This is a genomic window from Microcoleus sp. OTE_8_concoct_300 (assembly GCF_031383065.1).
Lineage (GTDB): Bacteria > Cyanobacteriota > Cyanobacteriia > Cyanobacteriales > Microcoleaceae > Microcoleus.
Genome location: NZ_JANMZH010000912.1, coordinates 1 through 6,854, shown reverse-complemented (window position 1 = coordinate 6,854; position 6,854 = coordinate 1). Strand labels below are relative to the sequence as shown.

2 protein-coding genes are annotated in these 6,854 nt (G+C 44.5%); both read right to left on the bottom strand.

Annotation, left to right across the window (positions count from 1 at the left end; translation table 11 throughout):
* Nucleotides 1-99 precede the first annotated feature (99 nt).
* Nucleotides 100-4,107, bottom strand: coding sequence for an ATP-binding protein (locus ACUVJL_RS39140; protein ID WP_445250739.1), 4,008 nt, complete (start codon nt 4,105-4,107; stop codon nt 100-102).
* Nucleotides 4,108-4,495: 388 nt separating this feature from the next.
* Nucleotides 4,496-6,403 carry a 1-deoxy-D-xylulose-5-phosphate synthase gene (gene dxs / locus ACUVJL_RS39135; RefSeq protein ID WP_445250738.1) on the bottom strand — a complete coding sequence of 636 codons (1,908 nt, stop codon included), beginning with the start codon at nt 6,401-6,403 and terminating at the stop codon, nt 4,496-4,498.
* Nucleotides 6,404-6,854 lie beyond the last annotated feature (451 nt).

The following is a 6,854-nucleotide window of genomic DNA, read 5'->3' as shown; positions in this document are numbered from 1 at the left end:
TCGATTCGATGTTTAGTAATTGGCAGGTTGTTGTTGAATTAATGTCTTTGTCTCCACATAAACTACCTAATTACCAACAAGGAATAAGAGCTATGAGGCTTATTCTATCAGCGTTATAAGCGACTTGTCGCCCCGACAGTCCTCGACCTTAGCTTTGGCTCCCCAACGTGTGTAGGCGTAGTGTGCCTCTTTCATATAAGTTTGGGCAATCTTTGTCCTGCCACGCTCTAGATAAAACTTTGCTGCTAATTCATAAGCTAAGGCTTCCTCTTGAATGTATTCATTGTCTCTGGCTCCTTTAATGGCTCGCTCATAACACTCCTCTGCTTCAATAACTTGCCCCAAAACTCGCGCTTTCTCTGCCTCTACTAGATAAAATTTATGCAGATAATTCCTTGGAGCATGATGTGCCCAGTTTTGCATTTTTTCCTGGTTGGTGTTAATACGGTTGAGCAAAGCCTCTTTTTCAGAGATTGAAGCCTCAGCCAATACACCTAAATGTGCTAGAGAATCATAGAAATGGAATAAAGGTACAGCTAGCATTGCTGTCACACCGTCTAAATACTGTTCTGCCAAAACAGCATTTTGTGCAGCTTGACGATAATCACCAAATAAATAACAGAGGATAATTTTATTTAGATATAAGTAGTGCAACTCAGTTCTGTCATTTGTTTCAATCGCAAGAGGGATTGCTAGCTCTTCATTGTAAGCATCACCACTTAATAGGGTTGGGTTCTCTTCTTGACCCAGTAAGTTACGAACTGCCTGCAAAAATGTTGCGCTCAAATTAAAGGTTTTTTTCCGCCTTATTTGACTAATGGCTTTACTATAGGTCGATATTTTTTGTTCTAGCTCAGTAAGTTCGTGACCGATAAAATATGAATGAGAGCCCTTGACAAATGCACAATAGGCAGCAAATTCAAAGTCTCCGGTTTCTAGGCCACTTTGATAGCCCTCAATGAGCATTGGTAGGGTTTCCCTGAAATGATCTTTCCAATGCATTACGAAGGCTCCAAAATTGTTGTATACCTTAGACTTGACTGTCTTGGCATTTAACCGTTCTGCCAAACTTAAACTCAATTTGCCAAATTTGTAACCGGACTCAATGTCTTGGGTTACTCCACAAAGAATTATTGCATAAGCACAATAACCAAAGGCTGACCAGGTTGAATTGCCATATTTGATAGATAAATTAACCTCTGATAGTGCCATCAGCAAGTAACATTCAGGAGCAGCGACATACGCAGCAGCCGTTATACTCGATAGGATATTCATGACTGCTAGCTGTTCGGGAGAGGTCATTTCCGGCAGGTTAATTAAGTCTTCGACTTCCCGTCCAGTCAAGAGTGAAGTGGTTTCCTCGAATCCTTTTTGAATATCCGACTGGCTCGGATATTCTGGTACTATCAACCCTAACTGATTCAGCACCACGAACCCAATTTTAATTGCTTGTTTGAGGTTTCCTTGTGACACAGAGGCTTGAATTTTTACAACATAAACTTTCACTTTTTCCACCACTGTTTTGGCATGGTTTAACACGACCTCTGCCAATTGCTCCATCTGCTCAAAGTCGCCGTTAAGATATGCCGCCTCTGCTGCTGCTTCGTACAGCGCTAAGGTTAGGTCATAGGAACTCTGCCAACTATCTACATACAGGAGTTTAAGTCCCGCATTCAAATACCCAACTGCTGCTCCATAAGCCGTTGCTGCTTTCGCTTTCTGACCCGCCATCAGATTCAGTTTTGCTATTTCTGAGCGCTCTTCTTGATGGGTGACAAGCTCAACACCAAGATTTAGATGATCGACGATTTCAAATATCTTCTCTGATAAGGCTTCCGGCTCTGTAGTATTATGCAACAGTAGCCGACCAACTTTTAAGTGAATTGCTGTTTTTTGTGCTTCATCAATCAGGGCATACGCTGCTTGTTGAACTCGATCGTGCAGAAACTTGTAATCCTGAATTAACAGTTGAGTATCTAACTCAGAGGTGGGCAAAATCAATCCAGATTGAATTGCCGTCACCAGATCGGGGAAAACTGCCTCTTTGGATTTTTCACAAACAATAGAGATAGTGGTTAAATCAAAAGAAGCACCGACACAAGCTGCCAAGCGTAAAACTTGCTGTGTGGATTCTGGCAGTTTCTTCAAGTTGCCAATCATCAAGTCCACTACATTATCAGTAATGTCCTGTGCCTCAATGTTTGAAATATCCCACACGAAGGCGTGACTCTGAAAATCAAAAGTTATTAAGTTTTCGGCGTGCAGGGTTTTCAGAAATTGATTGGCAAAGAATGGATTCCCAATTGTTTTCCGCTCAACCAGTTCTGCTAAAGGTTTTACCGACTTATTGCCGCTATGCAATGTATCAGCAATTAGCTGATTGATATGTTCTAATTCTAACGGTGCTAAGGTAATAAAGTTGATAGTTGCTCCCCGGTTACGCAGCCCATCAAGCATCATCATTAACGGATGAAGCGGGTTGACTTCGTTATCCCGATACGCCCCAATTAGGAAGAGATATTGCGTCTCATTATCCCCCATCATCCGTTCGATTAACTTGAGCGTAGCAGAGTCTGCCCACTGCAAATCGTCCAGAAAAATAACCAAAGGATGCTCTTTTGTACAAAATGCTCGGATGAACTGACCAAAGACGAGATTAAAGCGATTTTGCGACTCGGTTGGACCTAAATCAGGCACGGGCGGCTGCTTGCCGACAATCAGTTCTACTTCGGGAATTACGTCAATAATGACTTGTCCGTTAGCACCCAATGCTGCTAGAAGTTTTTCTCGCCATTGGGCAAGCTGTGAAGAGTTTTCGGATAAAAGTTGTCGCACTAATCCCTTAAAGGCGCTGACAATAGCTGAGTAGGGAATATTCCGCTGAAATTGGTCAAATTTCCCTTCAGTGAAATAGCCGCGCAGTCGAGTATTTGGTTTATGAATTTCGGCAACTAGGGATGATTTTCCGATACCGCAATAACCCGCTACCAACATCATTTCGATTCCCCTCTCGTACCCCTGGGATCTCCTCCCCCCGTCCCCAAGGGGGGAGGCAGAGGATGCTGCGGTATTCTCTTCTCCGGGCAAATTTTCCGAAGTCCCCCGAAGAACGGGGGGTTGGGGCGATCGTCCGCCCCCTGCTGCTACTCGCTCAAATGCTGTTAGTAAAGTTTCAATTTCTGCTTCGCGTCCGTAAAGTTTTTGGGGAATTTGAAACTTATCAGAAATATCATTGGATGCGAGCCAGAAGCCAGATATATTTCCTGTTTTCTGTAACTGAGATAGACAATTCTCCAAATCTGTTTTGAGTCCCCAAGCACTTTGATACCGCTCCTCTGCCGTTTTTGCCATCAGTTTCATCACAATATCTGAAACCGCTTTGGGAATTTCTGAATTAATCTCACGAGGGGATACCGGCTCTTTAGCAAGATGACAATGCACCAATGAGAGCGCATCAGCAGACTCAAATGGTAGCTTGCCGGTAAGTAGTTCGTAGAAGGTGACGCCCAGCGAGTAAAAATCCGTGCGGTAATCTAGGGAACGGTTCATCCGTCCCGTTTGCTCCGGCGACATATAAGCTAAAGTCCCTTCTAAAACATTGGGATTTTTTAGGGTAGGATTTTCGCGGCTTAACTGAGTGGAAATGCCGAAGTCGATGATTTTGAGTATTCCCGTTTCTGGATTGAAGACGATATTGGAGGGGTTGATATCTTTGTGGATAATATTGCTGCTGTGAATTTGATCTAAAATTTCAGTGATTTTGATGGCTATTTTGAGAAATTCATGGAGAGAAAAGTTTGAATTTGACTCAATATGACTGTCGAGCAGTTGTCTGAATGAGAATGCACCAAAATCCTCAAGGATGATGACTAATGTTCTTTGATATGGTTCTAATCCATAAGTCTTAACTATCCCCTCTAGATCTAAGCTGCAAGTGATTTCATATTCCTGTTTGTATCGAGTGAGTTCCGCAGGTGTAGGATAGTCTTCTTTGAGTACCTTGAGGATAACTGCTCGATCGTCCTGTTCTCGGCTAGCTCGATAGACTGCGGAATTAGCGCTTTCGTAGATTTGTGCCAGAATTTGGTATCCAGGAAATTTCATCATAAGTCGCCGTCAAAAATCGTGTGGTAATTGATTGTAAACCTCGCCCGGAGAGAGTTTTCCGACATCTGCGTGAGGTTTTTTCGATCGCTTGCACCCAATAATCCGGCTGGATAATGTTTAAACTCCCGATGTCAGGGTTTTGTAGTTTAAGAGGCAGTCAAATTGACCACCATCTGTCAAAATAAGAATGTATGGCTGACGGTGTTTTTTCAGTGGGAAACCTCTCACCAAAAATTAGTACGGTCTTGACAGTATAACAAAATATTTTCTTTATTTCAATCACGCGCTTCGCTTCGCCCGCACTCAAAACAGTTTGTAGTGAGGGCTTTAGTCCTCACTACAAACCTTACATCGACCGGAGGCGATATTAGCTCCCGATTCTAGATATTTACACGCTGACGGGCGACTGTTTGCGGCTGAATGTTGCCAAAATGCGATCGCACATTTGCGACGGATTTAATCCCAAACTGGCAAATGATTGTTCGGGGCTTGCATGATCTACCAATGTATCGGGTACACCCAACCGCATCACTGGAACAACAACATTATTGTCCAACAAAGCTTCGGCTACTGCTGAACCAAAGCCTCCCATCAAACAGCCTTCTTCCATTGTGACAACTTTGCCGATTCGCTGTGCTAAAGGCAAGATTAATTCGGTGTCCAAAGGCTTGACAAAACGCGCATTGATCACAGTTGCTTCAATGCCGTGTTCGCTCAGAATCTCGGCGGTTTGCATCGCCGGATAAACCATTGAACCATAACCCAATATGAGCAAATCGTCGCCGTTGCGGAGAATTTCGGCTTTGCCGATCGGCAACTCTTCCCAACCTTCTTCCATCAGAGGCACGCCGTAACCGTTGCCGCGCGGGTAACGCATGGTGATCGGGCCGCTGGTGTGGTTGATTCCTGTGACTACCATCCGCTGCAATTCTGCCTCATCTTTTGGTGCCATAACTACCATATTTGGCAGGCACCGCAAGAAGGCAATGTCGTACATTCCTTGGTGAGTTGGGCCATCAGCGCCGACAATTCCGGCTCGGTCCAAACAGAAGAAAACTGGCAAATTTTGGATGCAAACATCGTGAATTATTTGGTCGTATCCCCGCTGCACAAATGTCGAGTAAATTGCCACAACCGGGCGCATTCCTTCGCAGGCTAAACCAGCGGATAAAGTCACGGCGTGCTGTTCGGCAATTCCTACATCAATGTACTGTTTCGGCAGTTTTTCCTGAAGTTTATCCAAACCTGTTCCGGTTGCCATAGCAGCGGTAATGCCCACAATTTTCGGATTATCTTCTGCTAGCTTTACCAGGGCGTGGGCAAAGACTTTCGAGTAAGCAGGAGGCTTGGGTTTGGTGGAGGGAATGCCTTTGCCGGTGGCTAAGTTAAAGGGATTTTGGGCATGATATCCTACTTGGTCTTTTTCGGCGATCGCATATCCTTTGCCCTTCACAGTCACCACGTGAACCAACACCGGACCTTGAATGGTATGAGCTTGTTTGAAAGTGGTAATTAATTCTTCCAAATTGTGTCCGTCTACCGGGCCCATATAAGTAAAGCCCAATTCTTCAATTACGGCTCCAACTTTCGGCACGGCCAAGCGTTTCATGCCTTCTTTGAGGCGTTCCATTTCTGGGGTAAAAGTTTCGCCGACAAAGGGAATGTGCTTGAATTGTTCCTCTAAGTTATCTTTGAGAAACTGCACCGGCGGCGACAGTCGCATTTTGTTCAAATAGCGGGTAATGGCGCCGACGTTGGGCGAGATTGACATCTCGTTGTCGTTGAGTACAACTAAGACATTGGTTTTCGGCATATGGCCCGCGTGGTTGATCGCTTCGAGTGCCATGCCACCAGTCAATGCGCCGTCGCCAATGATCGCCGCCACTTTGAAATTTTCGCCTTTGAGGTCGCGCGCCATCGCCATCCCTAAAGCTGCTGAGATGCTCGTGGAAGCGTGACCGGCACCAAAATGGTCAAATTTGCTCTCGCAGCGCTTGAGATAGCCTGCAACGCCGTCTTTTTGGCGCAGGGTGTGGAATTGGTTGTAGCGGCCGGTTATCAATTTGTGAGGATAAGCTTGGTGGCCGACATCCCAGGTAACTTTGTCGCGATCGAGGTCGAGTGTTTGGTAGAGTGCTAAGGTCAGTTCGACTACACCCAATCCGGGTCCGAGGTGGCCGCCGCTAGCGGCTACAGTTTCTAAATGCTTTTCTCGAATTTGTCGGGCAATTTGTTCGAGTTGATGAATCGAGAGGCCGTGTAATTGGTTTGGGTGAGTCAGTTCGCTGAGATGCATATTTTAAAATCTTGCTCCTGTGAATCAGGACGAATCCTTAACAGATATAGGTTGTGTCTGCGACGTTGAGTACGCGCCAACGTTAGAATAGTTTAACGGTTATTTGAGAAAAACTGTTAGCCGTAAGATTTTTGTTATTTTTGACCTGGTAATTATAGTTAATAAATTGTGCGCCGTCAAGATAAAAAAAGCTTATGTTGTTAGTTGCTAATGGCGAGTTGTTAGCTGCATGGAGATTTTTAAGCATTTAAAGCTAAATAAGCCCACCTAAAAAAATAGAATACTCAGATACCCGACTTCTTTAAGAAGTGGGGTATCTAACAGAAGAACATTTGACGTTTAATTGGAACGACCTACTTACTTTTTGTCAGGAAAGGACGAGCTCCCTTTTCTATTCATCGGTTTTCCAGTTAAAAGAAAAAAGGATCTCGCTCCCATCAATTACAACATT